Source organism: Halovenus rubra (assembly GCF_026586665.1).
GTDB classification, from domain to species: Archaea; Halobacteriota; Halobacteria; order Halobacteriales; family Haloarculaceae; genus Halovenus; species Halovenus rubra.
In genome coordinates this window covers 181,420-197,492 of record NZ_JAODIY010000011.1, presented here as the reverse complement: position 1 = coordinate 197,492, position 16,073 = coordinate 181,420, and the positions used below count along the sequence as shown (strand labels likewise).

Sequence of the window (16,073 nt, the reverse complement as noted above, 5' to 3'; positions counted from 1 at the left end):
CAGTCCGTGTTGAGTTCCGAGATGGCCCTATCTCAGATACATAAGAGCCGGTCTCAGTCGGTTGGACGCGGCCAAACAGAGCCACTGGCAGCTCTTGTCGCCGTTTCACTGTTTTGCCTTGCTGTTTCAGTGTATGCGACCGTTGTGATGGGAGTGGTTCCAGAACTACACAGTGACCGGGAACTCGCCGAGGTAACTGGTGAACGAATCTGGGAGGCCATCAGTGAAGACGGAATCTACCCGGCTGATGCCAACCTGTCGACAGCAATTGGCCCCACAGACCTGCCACAGGGTCAGCATGTCACAGTCAACATTACATTCCTCGGGCCACAGGGGTATCTCGTCGAGAGAGGGCGGGCAGGGTTCGATGACCACGGCGCAGTTCAATCGACAATGTCTCTTCCAGACGGCGAGACGTTCAGCCGTCCAATTCCGATACAGTATCAGACCGGCGATATACGGCCAGGGACGCTCACGGTGGTGGTTTCGGATGAGGCCTAACAGAGGCATTAGTACGGTTGCCGACGTGAGCTTGGCGCTTGTTCTTGTTGTCGCCGCGGTCGGTGTTCTCGCTGCCTTTGCGGGGGGTAACGCAACTAAACATAATCCACAACAGACGGAATACAGCGTTCAAACCATTGCCGCGTCGACGATGAACGTCTCTTACACGCTTTTGCCAGCTATGGATCGACATTACGAAACCCAGTCGACGATAAATTCCACCGATGACGACGCCGTTGAACGCGTCGCACACGAACCAGTCGCGTCACTGATTGCGGATATCGCAGTGGCAAACAGTAGTATTGGCGGGCAACAGCTCTTGAAGGGGGTGGGCGACTACGAGCGTGCCGTTGAGGAGGCGCTTCAGACTCGGCTGGTCGGTTCCCGGTTTGAGATGGGTGTCTCAGCAGTTTGGACACCGTTTGGCGGTGCTGTGATGCAGGGAGATGCGTTGCTGGGTGAGCAGCCACCACCCGGGGCTGACGTGAGCACGACAACAATTGCAGTGCCGAGCGGAATACCTGATGCCCGTCAGGCAGCCATCGAGGCAGTTACTGGACCACAGGCCTACGATGCTGTCGCTCGGGCGGTCGCTAATGCGACTATTTCGGGCTACTTTCCCGAACGTGAAACACAGCTAGCGCTAGAGCGAACCGGTGTCGATTCCCAGCTTACTCGATACCGGTACAAGCGGCTGGCAACAGTGAGTGACGGTGACCCGTCTGTTTTTGCGGAACACGATTGGCTCAACCCCTCTCATGCAGATGCTGGCGCTGCGAACGCGTATCTCAGCCAGCGTCTCACAGCGATATTCAAATCACAGCTTCAGTCCCTCCATGGCAACCGCTATGAAAACGCGATGGAGGCTGCAAAACACGTCTCAACAGGAACTGTCACATTAACAGTCAATACCTGGACATGACTAACGATAATTCAATACCACGAAAAATCGGGCAGTTGACAAGCAGTGAACGAGCGATGGTCCCACTAGCGGTGATTGGTGCGTTCCTCCTCATTTCGAGTCTGCTCATCGTCGGGTATATCGACACGAGAGCGGAACCGGACACTGATGTAGACGCGACCCTTGCTCTTGATCGGACTGAAGCGACGATGCAGACGGTTATCCGTGACAGTACACAGCGGGCAGCTGAGATGGCGGCGGCGGAACCGTTGACTAGTACTGCAGATTCTCCGTGGGGTAACATACTTACCCGGTCGAGCGGTGCGTTTTCGGGCAATCCATTCGAGAATTATCTTCGGGGCCTTATTTATATGGAAGTAAAACAGGACTTGGGCATTGCTGGACAAGAAGAGAGACAAGTGACGACACATGTAACTCTGCCAGCAGTCAACAATCCAGACGAATTCGGGGCAGCGATTCGCCGGGTCAATATCACAGACAATGGGACCGAGCTTACAGTCAGGCTCTCGAATGTCACAATCACCGCGACGTACGCCGGTGAGGTTATTGAACAGCGCGAGCTGACTATTGAAGTGACTGTTCTCACACCGGTCTTGGAACTGCACAAAAAAGTCTCCACCTACCAGCACGCAATCGATAAAGCAGCTGTAACCGAACAGGGGTTCAAACAGCGGTTTAACGCCCGGACGTACGCAATTGGTTGGGCGCGTGGCTGGGCACAGAACTATCAGGCTCCAATTGCGGAAGTGTTAGCTAATCGGCATATCGAACCGTCAGCGAACTCAGCACTCTATCGAACCCAGCAAGATGTCTTCGGCGCTGCCGACCCCGATCTCAAGAATGCGGTCCGTCTTGGTTGGGCCTGTATGGCACTGAAAGACGGCAAGGCAACAGCTGACGTGTATACTGGGGAACAAAATAACACAAACAGCGCTGCGTTCCCATTTGAACGAGCTCGGAACAAAACCAGCCGCTCCCAGACAATTGATACGCCCAGCGGCATCGGTAACCTCTGTGACGGCGCACAATCACTGCTTGCCCAGACAACCGATAATAAACCTCAAACACCCACAGTCACCGACCTGTTTGACGGGCCAAACCGGTTACAGGAGACCAAAACAATCGAAGTCGGGGAGAGTGCGTTCCTCCCGCTGACCGAGATGCGTAACTCAACAGCTAATGCGTCTTTCGAGAAAGCAATTCAGCGGATATTTACGATAGAAGGCTCTGTCGACGCCAATATTGATATTTCGGGCTATCTTGATTTCGATATCGACTGCACCCGTGCATATCGTGGCGGACCCGTTTCCCGAGAGGGCTCGCACTACGTTACGACCACGAATCGCGAGGAACTCAAACACGACGACAATCAGTACTACGAGTACGACTCCCAGGTCACTGTGGCTGTTACTGCACAGCGAACGTGTCACAAACGGGGAGCAAATGAGACGATACAGAAACGCGATACCGACAGCTATAGCCTTGATATTAGTACGACAGTCGGTGAGCAGTCAGTGAGTCCCACCGCGAAAATAGACGAGGTGAACCCATCCAGTCAGATTGACTCTGAGCATAAGTACGACCCTGGTCCTTCGAAGTGGGGCAAATTCAACAACTACGATGGGGCAAAAGATGAAGTGACGAGAGCATTTTTTGGCGGAATCAACACGGGGGCGCACGAACAGTGGCTCAGTAGTATGCTGGAGCGGGCCAACTACGCGGAGTATCCACCTTCTGATCGGGTATTTGAAAAAACCAAAACTGTCGAACTGGACCCTGATAAATTCCTCAGTGAATTTAAACTCACCGCTAAATTGACCGATGATATCGTGGACTTACAGGCAATCGCGGCAAACATCTCTGCTGAATACGAACGACGAGAGATTGTTACAGGTAATCCAACGAGTCAGTTGCTCGATGCTGTGGCTGTAGAACTCAAAGACAGGTACATCGATAAACAAGGAAAACCGTACGAAAACGTGGGGGAGAAAGTAATCTACGAAACGCGGTACCAGTACTACCTCACTCTTGTCAATCATCTAAATGACCTCGCAGCCGCACACGAGACAGCGACCTCGGAACTCGACAATCGAATCGCAAAGATTGACAATTCCCTTAGGAATGCTACCCGATTTCTCACACAAGGTATCCAACAGCAGGAGACAGATCCGGATGCGTTCGCCACTTCCGAACTAACTGACAGTATCTCATATGAGGTGTCGGGCGCACCGACGTATTTGCGTGCGGGACAGACAGTTGATACTGAACGCGTACCAGCGGTTGATCAGGGTACCACGTTTGCGCCGATGGCAATAAAAAACGAGAATGCTGTTGAAATGCCGTATGACAAGGTCATTGACGGGATACTCACAAAAGCAATAGCGGCGATTTTTGGAAGGACTTCTACACCTGATGCGGAAGTGACGTTCCGAATGGCTGGCGACGTTCTTGCGGCCGGAGAGCTCGCTGTGGATGCTCACAAACAGGCAGAGCACGTGAACCGACAGGATACGTATCTTTCTGATCTTGAGACATTTGAGCATGATATCAAGGCGTTCGAAACAAATGTCAATGAGGCTCTCGACGCGTTTTCCCGGGAGGTTGCAACACATACCGTCACACGATTGTATCCAAGCGCCCCGGTTGAGTGTCTCCTTTCCAGTTCAGTAACGGTCGACAGACCATCAGAGAAAAGGACATGTCACAACCACTCAGCCGAACACAACGGGCTCGAATCAATCGTTACCGACGCGAGAGTGGCAGTCGAAGACGCCGTTAATAATTCGCTCAATCCGTACGATACTGAGACTGCAGCACTACTGGTTGGCAGCGGAAATGCGACGGAGTATATTGTCGACAACGTAACCCGACAGCTTGCTGATGGGGAGTATTACGAGTACAACGCTTTTGAGGAACGATACAACAGTAGCCAGTGGACGCCACTTGTCGGTGCAGCAGTCAGATCGTCTGTTATCCATGCCAGCGGCCGCTCAGTCAAAATTGGCAGTGCGAAACAGGCAAAAAAGATCGACGAGCGAATTCAGGCAGCACTTGGAACGGCTACGACAGATCTCGTCAAAGAGCGCGTTTCTCGTGCAGGTGAAGCCATCGGTACAGCTGTCGGCGAGCGTTGGCTGGGAAATACTGATAGAACAGTGAACCGTGCTGCACGGGTTCCGGCAGGCTTACCACTCCTGCCAATTCCGGGACAGTGGGTCGCAACCACGAACGCGTGGGTAATCGATGTTGCGGGTGAATATGCCCGTTTTGAGGTTTCCGCTACTATCGGGACGCCTGCTGACGGACCACAACTCACCTACGTCCGTGAGAACCACACCGTCAGCTATGAAATCGGAGGTGTGGAACGTACGCTTGGCTCGGTCGATGCAATCACATTCGACAGTCAGTCGGTACTCGTCGTGATCACGCCGCCGGGTGTTGGCGTCGGTGACCGTGATAGTGAGAATCCCGAGTGTTCGCCAACCTACCCCTCTGTTGGAGCGATTGACCCAGCATACAGTGCTAACTGTACAGAAGACACGAAAGGGGGTTGAGAGAGCCGCTCTTTTAAATACGATACCTCGTGCAAATGGCAGTATGGAGTTTGAGACACCAATTGACGCCTGGTATATGTGGCTCGGTGTTGCGTTTGCGACAATCGCTATCGCCAGTGTTGCTCTCTCGCTTCCAACACAACCGCCGCCGGATGCAACTGCTGTGGCTAACACCATCGATAGAGTCGCTGGGAGTACGGAGGTCGCCGGAGCCAGCTACGAGCATGACGCAGAGGAAGTTCGGGTTGACATGTCTCGACTCTCGATGCGAAATGGTGGTGGAACTGCACATGCGTCTATCACGTTCGGACCAATTACTCCGGTTGCTGCCGTGAGCAACACAACCAAACAGGCAGCACTGTTTGCACTCCTTGATGGAACACCACCCTCGGTGGCACTAAATCGTCCACAGTTTGCTGGACTCACTGAAGCTGACCTGCACGGTGCGGTCAGTGAGGTGCGAAGAAATCTCTGGGATCAGACACCGGAGTGGCAACCTGCAAGCGGAACACTCCGTATCCGAAAATTAGAACTTGATGGGAAGGTTGTTGTACTCGTCGCTGTGTGACCAATGCCGTGACTGTCGTCGATGTAACATCGATATCTGTGTAGTAGTTCACACCTGAGTGACGACCGACTTACTGAGCTAAACAGCCACGTTGACTTCTAGGAGACTGAAACGAGAGAGGTCCCCGAGGCAATTATTACGGAGCCTCGCCTCACAGATGAGAGAAGTCCACTCTAATTGGACTAGAGTGATAAACGGGGTGGCGTCAGACGGTCGAGACGACCGTCGGTTACAGAATTGCTGTCGACACGGAATGGCACACCCCACCGTTTGCGAGGGACAATCGCGTTACAGAAGTCCCGTTTTCTGGAGCTTCATCAGGTCCTCGGTGTCGAGGGTTTCGCCTTCTTTGAACTTCTGATAGATCTCCTCGGCTTCTTCGCGCGCTGCTTCTTCCTTTTCCTCGCGCTCTGCCCGCTCTTCTTCTTCTTCCTGCTTGTCGAGTTCGCGCAGGCGTTTCTGGACACGAACGAAGTCCTCGTGGTGCTGGTCGGCGGCTTCCTGCACTTCGACGAATTCCTCGTGTTTTTCGTCGGCTTCGTCACGAATGTCATCGGCTTCGCGGTAGGCCTCTATCATCTGGTTGTGATGTTCCTGGGCCTCGTCGGCAAGCTCAGTCACCTTCTGGTGGTGCTCTGAGGCTTCGGCGCGCACTTCTTCGGCTTCCTCTTCAATTTCTTCGAGGTCACCGCTCTGGTTGAGCTTCTCGCGTTTTTCCTGCAGTTCTTCACGCTTTTCCTCAATTTTCTCGATGAGTTCGCGCTCGTCCTCGGAGTCGAGTACCTCTGTCTGTTGCTTAAATTCGAGGTCCTCAATCTCCTCTTCGAGTTCCTCTATCTGCTTGCCCTCATCGATTTTGAGGTCGTCTTTGCGCTGTTCGACCTGCTCGAAGAGATCATTGGCTTCGGCGTTGAGCTCGTTGCGTTCCTCTTTGTGCTCTTGGACTTGCTCGTTGAGCTCATCGCGCTTCTCACGATGCTCTTGGGCCTTGTCGACCTTTTCTCGCGTCTTCGCGTTGAGGTCGTCACGGGCAGAGGCTTTTTCTGAAGCCAGCTGGTTTAGCTCGTTTCGTCGGTCTCGGAGCTTCCCTGCAAGCTTGATAAGTTCGCCTTTGGAGTTGTTTTCGAGTTGTTCTTCTGTTACTTCGATGTTGTTTGCTTCTTCGAGTACCTTTGACATGATTGTCCCTCTGATTATGGGTCGATGCCATATCCGTCCCGTGGGCGGCAATACAGCTACTGAGTTGCTGACGCCGATAACAATTGTTGCCTGTCATGTCGGTCGTCGAACTGTACTTCCCGAACGCTGGGACGTTCTGGTAACTGCTACTTCTTTCGGATAGCGTTTAAATATTCCGGTCGACACCCCGTGTGACGGTTGTTCGCATATGTTTACCAACTACTGTTTTAGCCCTCACAACCTGCCCGTAGTTGCAACTGTTTGTCTGTGTGGGAGAAAATCATGTAGAGAAACAATGTGACACAGCGGGGCTACAAATCGTACTGATTTTCGATATGGTGGTCTCCAACTGACAGTACAAGCTTGACCGTCTCTCCTTGCGGAGTCGGCACTGGCCCACCACGCCACCGACTGGCCTCACCAACAGTCTGTGAAAACTCGCCGCTTTCATCACCAGCGGTCCACGAAAGTGTCACGTCGAACGATGTTGGTAGGTCGTTGATGATTACGACCTCGCTCTCGCCGGGACTTGGATCGGCTAAGAACGACTGTATCGGCTGAAAGGCGTTTGATAACGTCTCAACAGCGGGTTTCGCTGTCCCGTCAATACCGTAGACTCCCATTCCTCCATCGTCGGTGTCCCGGAGCGCAAACGCAAGTGCGCCAACGTCTGTTATCCGGAGCTGTTCGGTAACTGTCTGGAGAAGTTCAGCCTGATATGTCTGTGAGTCTGCCGGTGTCTTCGCGTCGTTGGGCTGCTTCGCAGCGTCGAATCCTGCAATCGATTGGGCTTTTTGGCTCCCTTCGACCACCGAGCCGGCTCCAAACTCGGCGACGATGTCTGTCGGGTACCGGCTGAGCACACTCTCGATATCCGAACCCTTGCCGTAGGTCCACCCGGGATAGTACGAGCCAGCATCTGCGCCGATGCCGGGTGCTCCCACGACAGGGACCACGGGTCGATTCGCCGGAAACGCATCGGCAACCGCATTGGCGGCTGTGTGGTCGTAACTGGACCGCCAAGCACGCCAGCGCAGTCGAAGCCGGTCAAACAACCCTGTGCCGAGTCCATCTCCGAACGGGTCGGCTGGGTCATCGTGGACGGTATAGACAGCCATACTCGGGTTGTGAGCACGCTGTCGTGCGAGTTGCCGAGCGAGTTTCTTCGCGCGCCCGGTGTCGAACGTTCCGGAACCGGTCAACGGTAAATCCTGCCAGACCAATAGACCCTCCTTGTCACACCGTTCGTAACACACCTCCGGAAGGACAGCCGCATGCGCCCTAATAACAGTCGCGTTGAGACTTCGAGCACGTTCGATATCGTCTTCGGTACCGCCAACAAGATTGACGCCACGTATCGAAACTGGCTCGCCGTTAACACGTAACGTTTGGCCGTCGCGACTGATCTCACAGATACCAGTGGTAACCGAGTATTCGGAGTCACCGAGCGTTGCTCGCAGTGTGTAGCGATTCTGTTCACCCAACTCTCGAGGCCACCAGCGATCGGGGTCACGAACTTCGATGGTGTGTTCGACTTGGTTCCGCCCCGGGGCGTCCGTCTCCACACGTGCACGTTCCATCATCCCGGACTGGCGAGACCTTCCTTCGGGCTTGAGTGAGTACGTCACTCGTTCCGAGAGAGGCTCGTCGCTGACAACCGTTGTCTGAACGTGAAGGTGTACTCCCGCTTCGGTAATTTCGGGCCGGACACGCATCTCCTCGATATATGGGAGCGGTCGTCCCGTAAGCTCTGCTCCCCACCAGATTCCCGGAACACGTTCGCGTTCAGGGACACTCTCAGTATCGTAAATACCGCCGAACCGGTCTGCCGGCTGTCGACAGGTCACAGCCAGCTCATTGTCTTCGTGGGGTGCAAACGCAATTCGGCACGGCTTGAAGTAGGTGTCGTGTTCGACGGCTCCTTCGCCGTCGACTCGTACCCCTGTCACCTCTATCTCGGCGTGTGCATAGAGACCGCGCAACTCGAGGACTGCCACGTCGTCGTCGGGTCCGCGGGGATCCGGAAAGCGCGTTGTATATTTGACAGCGTCGTGGCCGGTCAGCACTTCGGGCTTACCCGGGACTGTGACGGGATATTCTTCCGACGACCCGCCTCCAATTGCCGACGCCTGCCACTCCTCAACCATATGTCGCCCGCCGTCCGCCGTCGTGATAGCGTTTACGGGTAATTTATGTTACACGGTAACACAAAACAATAAGTTGTTTGACTAATTACTTTCCGGTAGCGGGGGACAGTGGAAAGAGAGAACGTGAGTAACGCGGGCGGAGCAGAGCAAGGGGAGCAATTGCGTGGAATAAGGCGGTTGCGACGGCTGCCGGCAGCCGTTCGTAGCTCGTATCTGTTGAAGGTTGCGCTCGCACTTGTGTTGATTCTTAGCCTCGTTGCGGTACTCGGGACCGGTATCTTCGTCCAGACATCGGAGACACTTGACGCGAATGTTGAAGAGACGGTTGTGAACCTCGCAACGCTCGAAGCCAGGGAGCACACCCGGTGGATTGACGGTAATGAACGGGCAACCCGGTTGGCAAGTGCCAACGGTATCTTTGCCAGAGACAACGCCACTGAACTCGATACCTATCTCGAATCGGTTCGCGACGAGCGGCTACAGGACCCATCTTACGAGATTCATTACGTAGATTTCAGAAACAGAACGGTGTTAGCAAGCAGTGAAAACTCAACAGCGCAACTCCCCGAGCAGCCATGGCATCCGCGTCTCCAGTTCAACACTCTCGACGACGTATTCATTTCCGCCCCATACACCGACGCCACTGGCCGAGACGTGATGGCGTTTATCAGCCCAGTCAACGAAGTTCCGGGGCGACTCCTGGTTTTGCTGACACCGGTAGATGAACGCAAAGAGGCGACACAGGCCTTCAAAAATTCTTTTACGACGGTTGTCGACTCTAGCGGAATAGTCATATTTGCCTCGAACGAGAAACCTGATCTCGGGCCATATGTCTCAGCGCCCAGCAGGTCGACAGCCGTCCGGCGAGGAGTCACAGGTGAGCGTGGCTTTCTCGAAGAGCATCAAAAGAACGCGGAACTAGACCAGCGGTTTGTCGTCGGATATGCGCCGGTCGAGGGAACCGACTGGACCGTCATCAAACACGTGCCTGCCGAAGACGCATACCAGATTCAAACGACCGTCGAATGGGGACTGCTCATCTTGCTTGGCGGTGCGCTTCTCGGACTGTTGGTGTTCGGGTTGACTATCGGGCGGGGAACGGTCCAGTCGGTTCGGACGCTTTCGGCGAAGGCAGCGACCATCGAAGCAGGTGACTACGATGTCGAATTAGAGAGCGACCGGTCGGACGAACTCGGCACACTGTACAAATCGATTGACGGGATGCGGATTGAGTTGGTCAGTCAGATAGAAGAGGCGAAAGCCGCACGCAGGAAAGTCGAGCAGACGAACGAACACCTCCAGCTAGTCGACCGGCTACTCCGTCATAACATCTATAACAGGCTCACCGTCGCAAAGCTGAACGCCGAACGCGCCGGTGAACTCTGCTCGGACGACGTGAAAAAAGAGATACAGACGCTGGAACGGACAATCGATGACATCATCGAGAAAGTCAACAAACAACGACTGATTACGGTAGCGCTTGCACAGAACATGACACCACAGCCGACCGATGTCGGGACGGATATCGTGTCGCTCTGTCGCCGCGTCGCCACAGAGCATCCATCCGCAGAGATTACCTTCAAGGGATTACAGTCGGCCGAGGCCGTGGCGCTGCCGATATTCGTCGAAGCAGTCGATGAGTTAGTCGACAACGCTATTCGACACAACGACACAGAGAACCCGAGAATCGTCGTTCGCGTCGAAGTAGAAAACGAGAAAGTCGAGGTATACGTCGAAGACAACGGACCGGGAATCCCCGAGAGAGAACGGGCTCTCATCATGGGTGAGAAGAATGCCGACCAACTCCAACATTCCAGTGGAGTCGGCCTGTGGATGGTCCGGTGGGTCGTCGGTGAATCCGGTGGACACATGACAATCAACAAGCGGGTCCCTCACGGTTCAGTTGTCTGTATCACACTGCACCGGCCAGACACGACCGCCGAGGGCCGAGACACGCGCCCGTCTTCGATGACAGTCAGATAAAACTACAACAGGCCGGCTTGTGCGAGAAACTCACGAGCAACCTCACTCGCGTCCCGGTCGTCGAATAGCAACTCGGATGTCAGCCGGCGGATGGTGTCGACGCCACCGATCGCAGGACCGAGCTGGTCGAGAAGCGCATGAATCTCGGGATAATCGGCAGACAGCCACGCCGGAACGACCGGCGCAGGGCTGTATACCGACCAGTAGTTGCCGTCGTCATCGAGGACGACCAGATCGTAGTGCTCGATTTGGGGGTCGGAGGTAAACCGAAGCGCAACGTTGACACTCCCACGGACGAGTCGCGAATAGATTTCCCCGGTTGGGAGCAACAGCACGTTCTGGCGCTTTTCGTCCCACTCCTCGATGGTTTCCCGGCGGATATCGTAGTGAGATAACATTCCCGGCCAAGCATCCTCGCGTTCGTACGTTCCCGGGCTGACGCCGGCGACGGTATCGGTGTTGCCCGCGTTCAGGTAGGCGGCAAAATCGCTGACCGAGCGGACACCAGTTCTGTCCGCCCACGCCTCGGTTGTGATGAGGCTATAAGAGTTGTTGAACGGGGCCATCGACAACACCTCGACATCGTACTTGTCTTCTGTGAGCGTTTTCGCGTGCCGGTACATCTCGTCTAGTTCGTAGTACTGCGTGTCGCGGTTAGGTGGGATTTCGTGCCAGAGTGTCCCAGAGTACTCCCAGTAAACATCGATCTCCCCAGATGTCAGTCCTTTCCAAACCCCGAGTGTCGGCGACGAGTAACTAAGACGGTTGATGATGCTAGCGTCGTCTCTCTCTTTTAAAAGTTCGATACAGAGGTGGCCCAGAAAATCACTTTCTATGAAAGTTTTCGAACCAACCCGCAGCGTGAGAACATCGTCTGTGGATGACGACCTGCCAGAGAGACAGCCACCTCCTGCAATGGCTCCGGCAAGAGAAACCCCCGCTTGGAGTGTTTGCCGTCTCGTGTGGCATGCCACCATATCACATATTTTGTCTACATCAAAATAATGGTTCGGATGAAAGGGATACAGCCACTTCGAGGCTGTCGTTTATATCCCAGAACACCGTAGCACTGCCCGTGCCAGATCCGTCGTACCTACGGTACTTCCCGTACGATGCTCCCTACGACCACCAGCGTGAGGCCATGGCCCAGGTGTACGACGCGCTCGAAGACGGGACAGATATGCTCTTTGAGGGGGCAACAGGGACGGGAAAGACGCTGGCGTCACTGACGCCGGCGCTCGAATACGCCCGCGAAACCGACAAAACGGTCGTCATCACCACGAACGTCCACCAGCAGATGCGCCAGTTTCGCCGTGAAGCCAGCGCCATCGCCGATACCGAGGACGTGCGGGCGGTCGTCTTCCGGGGGAAAAACTCGATGTGTCACATCGACGTGGGCTACGAGGAGTGCCAGGCCCTGCGCGACACCACGCGCGAACTGGTTGACACCGAACAGGAGGTTGCCGAACTCGAAGGCAAACAACGTGACCTCCTCGAGCGGAGCCAGCAGGGTGATAGTGAAGCGACCGAAGCCCGCTCGGCCCTCATGGACGAACTCGACGCCGCCGAGTCTGACCTCGCGGAGTTCGAGGATCGTGCCACCTGCGACCACTACTACCGGAACTTGACCGGTGACACGACCGACTTCTTCGCATGGCTATACGATGACGTGCGCACGCCCGACGAAATCTATGAGTTCGCTCACGAACGGGGCTTCTGTGGGTACGAACTCCTCAAGGAGGGCGTTGAAGGGGTCGACCTCGTGGTCTGTAACTACCACCATCTGCTTGACCCGATGATACGCGAGCAGTTCTTCCGGTGGCTGGGTCGGGACCCTGAGGATGTTATCGCTATCTTCGACGAGGCCCACAACGTCGAAGATGCTGCCCGCGACCACGCCCGGCGGACAGTCACCGAGAACACCATCGAGAGCGCGCTCGACGAGCTAGATGGCGAGACCCATCGCGTCTCGGAAACGTCAAGCGGGGATGGCCCTGGAGACGGTACTGATGACCGGCGCTCCGATAGCGCATACAACATTATCTCGACGTTCCTGCGAGCGCTTCGAGAAACCTACGATGACCATCTGAACAAAGGGTCCTACGACACCGATATTCCGGGTCCCGAGCAGGTCGATGAACACTGGACGGACCTCTCCATCGCGAACGAGGGCCGACGTGACGACCTGACGCTTGCGTTCCTCCAGTCGTACTCCGGGCCGGGCTACGAGCAGGAACTCGAAGAGGCGGTTGAACTCGGCCGCGAACTCGACAGCCAGTACAACGAGGCCTACAAGAACGGTGAAACGAGCGTCCGCAAGGAGTGCCAGACGCTCCAGGCCGCTACCTTCCTCAAATCGTGGCTCGATGAGAGCGATGACAGTGGTATGTATCCGGTCGCGAGTGTCCGCCGCGAACAACGCGGTGAGTCTGGTGATATTGATGAGCGAATCAACGACACGCAAGGTGATATCTACGGGCGCGTAGAACTGTACACTTGCATCCCCGAGCAGGTGACACAATCGCTGTTCGATGACCTCCATGCAGGCGTCCTGATGAGTGCAACCTTGCGGCCGTTCGACGTGACCGAAGACGTACTGGGACTAGAAGAACCGAAAACGATGGCCTACGGGGCACAGTTCCCCGACGACCGTCGACGGACCTATGCGGTCGACGGTCCCGCACTGTTTTCCAGTAACCGTGGCGACCGAGATGTACAGGAGACCGTTACAACTGTCCTCGAAGACACAGCCCGGATGACACCTGGAAACACGCTTGCGTTCTTTCCGAGCTACGGCGAAGCTGAGCGGTATCATGACCGCATTACAACTGGTACGACCTATCTCGACGAGCCTGGGACGGCGGCCAACGACCTTCGAGAGCAGTTCGCTAGCGACGACGACGGCCTCCTGTTCACCTCACTATGGGGCACACTCGGTGAAGGCGTGAGCTATGACGGGGATGACGCACGGACTGTCGTGGTTGTCGGTGTCCCGTACCCCCACTTGGACAACCGGATGGATGCGGTCCAGCAGGCCTACAAGACAGAGTTCGGGAACGACGATCCAACCAATTCTGGCGACGATGCCGGTTGGCGGTACGCTGTCGAGATTCCTACCGTCCGCAAAACGCGACAGGCACTTGGGCGGGTTGTCCGTTCCCCAGACGATTTTGGTGCGAGAATCCTACTTGACGCACGGTACACCGAGCGGGCCGAAATTGAAATGCCAGAGTATGCTGTCCGCGGAACGTTCCCCACAGAGGAGCGCAAAGAGATGATTGATGTCGACCCCTCGAAACTCAAGTTCGGATTATTGAACTTCTATGGCGACATGAACGCCTACGACGGCGAGCCCCCACGACCCTGATCGGCACCGCAACCGTTATTGAGCGGGGGGAAATCCGCACAGCCATGGACGATATTCGCACCGTTGCTCGGTCGTATTTTACCGCAGAAATGAACCCAGCACACGACTGGCACCACGTCCAGCGCGTCGAAAACCTTGCTGAAACTCTTCTCGACCACTACGAGGCCGACGAATCAGTCGTCCGCCATGCGGTTTTGTTGCACGACATTGGCAGAGCGCGTGAGGACCGCGGAGATATTGACGACCACGCCATGTGGGGCGCTCAGGAAGCGCGGGACCTCCTCACAAACCGTCCTGTCGATGATGAACATATCGATGCGGTCTGTCACGCGATTCGGGTGCACCGCTACTCAAACGCGCTGGAACCCGAGACACTGGAGGCTAAAATTCTCTGTGACGCTGATAATCTTGACGCGCTCGGTGCTATCGGTGTCGCCCGCTGTTTCAGCTACGGGGGTGAGCGTGGTGAGACAATATACGACCCAACAGTGCCAGTATCTGCCGACGAAACCACAGCGGGTGCTGACCAGTACAATCACTTCTATAAGAAAATCCTTGACCTCCCCAGCCGGATGTACACCGATATTGGCCGGGAACTTGCCGACGACCGAAGTGCATTCGTGGAGTCGTTTCTGGATAGATTCGACGATGAAATTGCTGGCGATTGCTGACTCTGTCGTGCTACTAAGATAAGAGGTGTCTGACGCACGTATGACAAAAAGACTAGGTATTTGATGTGGTAGGGTATCAATAATGCTGTAAGAGCTTACAATGAACCGCGAGACACTGATAGCTGTTGGCGGGCTAAATGTTGCTTTCGTCGTGGCTGTAGCGTCTGGAATATTACTGACGCCACTGGCTGGAGCTGGTATCGGAACTTTTGGGCTGGTCACAGTGGGTGTCGTGGTTGTCCTCTATCGGCATATCACTCGGTTACAAACCCAGCAGAAAGCGCTTGAACAACAGGTCGAACAGCAACAAAAAAAGACAACGTCGTATCGCCGTCAGTTCGAGCAGACACAGAACCAGTTAGAGACGGTCAAACAAGAAATTTCGACCGCTACTGAGGATTCGTCGTCTGCGGAGACAACTGAGTCAACTGGTGATACTGCAGCTGAAACGACACCGTCGTCAACACCAACGTCACGGTCTGCCTCACAGGAGACAGATACGACCACCTCGTCACACAAAACAAAAAGCCAATCACAGACTGCCTCAGTGGGTACGACTCAGCATTCAGATAGCAGTATGGAAGGCGGGACACAGCGACAGACTGAGGTCCAATCTACGGACTCGTCGGCGACATCGCTCGCTAGCGTTGTCGAATCTTCGTGGGAAGCAGTTGAAACGCAGTCGGTTGTGTTGGAGATTATCGACTCGCGACGACTCCGAACCGACGGGGAACAACTTGAGTCAACACTCCAGAATCTCATCCAAGCAGTCGTTGGCAGCCACACTGAAACCGGTCAGCGTACAAACCAAGTGTTTACAAGCAAGGCAATTGCACTCCGTGCACAGGACAGAAACCCTGAAAGCGACATTACCCTGGAAAACGACGGAGGATACACTCCACAGCGGGAGACAGCGAGACGACAGGTCGTTCGGGTTGGAACCACCGAAAACGGAATCTACCTTGACTGTACGGCCTCTCTCCTCGGTAACGAACCAACAAGCCAAACGAAGGATGCGCTGGTTACGTCCCAACAACGTGCTGAGTTGGAGACGATCCAACAACAGGTTGCTAACTGTGGTTGGACCCTTGGTGTCTCGAAACGTGAAGGCGGACACAGGATTCAAATCGAACAGGTCTCGCACGCATAACCGACGCTTACGGAGCCGAGAGATGACGATA

At 55.0% G+C, this 16,073-nt stretch carries 11 protein-coding genes; 8 read left to right on the top strand and 3 right to left on the bottom strand.

Going from position 1 to position 16,073, the window contains the following annotated elements; translation table 11 throughout:
- Positions 1–9 precede the first annotated feature (9 nt).
- The 4 genes from N5098_RS11805 to N5098_RS11790 are packed head-to-tail and all read left to right on the top strand — an operon-like array spanning position 10 to position 5,545.
- Positions 10–501: a DUF7285 family protein gene (locus tag N5098_RS11805; RefSeq protein ID WP_267638071.1), complete on the top strand. Its 492-nt coding sequence runs from the start codon at positions 10–12 to the stop codon at positions 499–501.
- Positions 491–1,423 carry a DUF7284 family protein gene (locus N5098_RS11800; protein WP_267638070.1) on the top strand — a complete coding sequence of 311 codons (933 nt, stop codon included), beginning with the start codon at positions 491–493 and terminating at the stop codon, positions 1,421–1,423. Before N5098_RS11805 ends, N5098_RS11800 begins: the two co-directional genes overlap by 11 nt.
- Positions 1,420–4,977 carry a DUF7286 family protein gene (locus N5098_RS11795; protein ID WP_267638069.1) on the top strand — a complete coding sequence of 1,186 codons (3,558 nt, stop codon included), beginning with the start codon at positions 1,420–1,422 and terminating at the stop codon, positions 4,975–4,977. The genes N5098_RS11800 and N5098_RS11795 overlap by 4 nt, the downstream gene beginning before the upstream one ends.
- 43 nt (positions 4,978–5,020) lie before the next feature.
- Entirely contained in the window at positions 5,021–5,545 is a 525-nt protein-coding gene (locus N5098_RS11790) for a DUF7283 family protein (protein WP_267638068.1), read from the top strand.
- Between the two features lie 288 nt (positions 5,546–5,833).
- Here the strand turns inward: N5098_RS11790 and N5098_RS11785 are convergent, their stop codons facing one another.
- Complete coding sequence (locus tag N5098_RS11785; RefSeq protein ID WP_267638067.1) at positions 5,834–6,724, bottom strand: coiled-coil protein; 891 nt, start codon at positions 6,722–6,724, stop codon at positions 5,834–5,836.
- 311 nt (positions 6,725–7,035) lie between these two features.
- On the bottom strand, positions 7,036–8,871 hold the full coding sequence (locus N5098_RS11780; RefSeq protein ID WP_267638066.1) for a glycoside hydrolase family 2 protein: 1,836 nt from the start codon (positions 8,869–8,871) through the stop codon (positions 7,036–7,038).
- 123 nt (positions 8,872–8,994) lie between these two features.
- Between N5098_RS11780 and N5098_RS11775 the strand changes: the two genes are divergently transcribed.
- Positions 8,995–10,854 carry an ATP-binding protein gene (locus N5098_RS11775; RefSeq protein WP_267638065.1) on the top strand — a complete coding sequence of 620 codons (1,860 nt, stop codon included), beginning with the start codon at positions 8,995–8,997 and terminating at the stop codon, positions 10,852–10,854.
- Positions 10,855–10,856: 2 nt separating this feature from the next.
- Here the strand turns inward: N5098_RS11775 and N5098_RS11770 are convergent, their stop codons facing one another.
- The gene (locus N5098_RS11770; protein ID WP_267638064.1) at positions 10,857–11,831 is read right to left on the bottom strand and encodes an ABC transporter substrate-binding protein; all 975 of its coding nucleotides are present in this window, start codon (positions 11,829–11,831) and stop codon (positions 10,857–10,859) included.
- A 92-nt stretch (positions 11,832–11,923) separates the two neighbouring features.
- On the opposite strand from N5098_RS11770, the gene N5098_RS11765 reads away from it, so the two are divergent.
- The 3 genes from N5098_RS11765 (at position 11,924) to N5098_RS11755 (ending at position 16,042) form a co-directional block, all read left to right on the top strand.
- The gene (locus N5098_RS11765; protein ID WP_382231028.1) at positions 11,924–14,221 is read left to right on the top strand and encodes an ATP-dependent DNA helicase; all 2,298 of its coding nucleotides are present in this window, start codon (positions 11,924–11,926) and stop codon (positions 14,219–14,221) included.
- A gap of 44 nt (positions 14,222–14,265) precedes the next feature.
- A complete protein-coding gene (locus N5098_RS11760; protein ID WP_267638062.1) occupies positions 14,266–14,892 on the top strand; it encodes an HD domain-containing protein in 627 nt (208 codons plus the stop codon).
- 100 nt (positions 14,893–14,992) lie between these two features.
- Positions 14,993–16,042: a hypothetical protein gene (locus tag N5098_RS11755; protein WP_267638061.1), complete on the top strand. Its 1,050-nt coding sequence runs from the start codon at positions 14,993–14,995 to the stop codon at positions 16,040–16,042.
- Positions 16,043–16,073 lie beyond the last annotated feature (31 nt).

Coding starts and splice junctions, on each gene's coding strand:
- N5098_RS11785 (WP_267638067.1), bottom strand. CDS start 6,724: ATGTCAAAGGTACTCGAAGAAGCAAACAACATCGAAGTAACAGAAGAA.
- N5098_RS11800 (WP_267638070.1), top strand. CDS start 491: ATGAGGCCTAACAGAGGCATTAGTACGGTTGCCGACGTGAGCTTGGCG.
- N5098_RS11755 (WP_267638061.1), top strand. CDS start 14,993: ATGAACCGCGAGACACTGATAGCTGTTGGCGGGCTAAATGTTGCTTTC.
- N5098_RS11770 (WP_267638064.1), bottom strand. CDS start 11,831: ATGGTGGCATGCCACACGAGACGGCAAACACTCCAAGCGGGGGTTTCT.
- N5098_RS11760 (WP_267638062.1), top strand. CDS start 14,266: ATGGACGATATTCGCACCGTTGCTCGGTCGTATTTTACCGCAGAAATG.
- N5098_RS11795 (WP_267638069.1), top strand. CDS start 1,420: ATGACTAACGATAATTCAATACCACGAAAAATCGGGCAGTTGACAAGC.
- N5098_RS11790 (WP_267638068.1), top strand. CDS start 5,021: ATGGAGTTTGAGACACCAATTGACGCCTGGTATATGTGGCTCGGTGTT.
- N5098_RS11780 (WP_267638066.1), bottom strand. CDS start 8,871: ATGGTTGAGGAGTGGCAGGCGTCGGCAATTGGAGGCGGGTCGTCGGAA.